At 64.8% G+C, this 284-nt stretch carries 1 protein-coding gene; it reads right to left on the minus strand.

What is annotated here, in order from left to right:
- Positions 1-224, minus strand: a 224-nt coding sequence (locus ABFX56_RS16010) for a hypothetical protein (protein WP_346234353.1), incomplete at its 3' end; no start/stop codon positions are given.
- Between the last annotated feature and the right edge of the window lie 60 nt (positions 225-284).

Below are 284 nucleotides of genomic sequence, written 5' to 3' on the forward strand. Positions count from 1 at the left end.
TCGCACGGCTGCGCGGTTTGGTACGGCTCGATGTCGAACCGGGACCAGTCGTCGGAGACCGTGACCTGCAGGTTGAACTTCGCCATCATCGCCACCGTCAATTCGACGTAACTGCGTTCGTTGAGGTGCCCGTCGACGAGGATCGTGGTGTGCTGCGAGGCGAACGGCGCCATCAGGACGAGACCGGACTCCCACTGGGACAGCGTGCCGGCGATGTGGGTCACTCCGCCACGCGGCCGACGCGCCGTCACGATGATCGGCGGACAGCCATCTGTACTCGAGGT

The organism is Parafrigoribacterium mesophilum (genome assembly GCF_039652555.1).
GTDB lineage: Bacteria > Actinomycetota > Actinomycetes > Actinomycetales > Microbacteriaceae > Parafrigoribacterium > Parafrigoribacterium mesophilum.